The sequence below is a fragment of the Halalkalibacter lacteus genome (genome assembly GCF_036663595.1).
Taxonomy (GTDB): Bacteria; Bacillota; Bacilli; order Bacillales; family Bacillaceae_D; genus Halalkalibacter; species Halalkalibacter lacteus.
Map to the genome: position 1 here is coordinate 1 of NZ_JAWRVL010000268.1, position 263 is coordinate 263.

At 48.7% G+C, this 263-nt stretch carries 1 rRNA gene; it reads left to right on the forward strand.

From position 1 onward, the window contains the following. Positions 1–263, forward strand: a 23S ribosomal RNA gene (locus tag SAZ04_RS22305); the annotation flags it as partial.

Here is a 263-nt window from a genome sequence, read left to right on the forward strand (position 1 = left end):
GAGAAGCTCTGAATTGAAGCCCCAGTAAACGGCGGCCGTAACTATAACGGTCCTAAGGTAGCGAAATTCCTTGTCGGGTAAGTTCCGACCCGCACGAATGGTGTAACGATTTGGATACTGTCTCAACGAGAGACCCGGTGAAATTATAGTACCTGTGAAGATGCAGGTTACCCGCGACAGGACGGAAAGACCCCATGGAGCTTTACTGTAGCTTGATATTGGATGTTGGTACAGTTTGTACAGGATAGGTAGGAGCCTTGGAA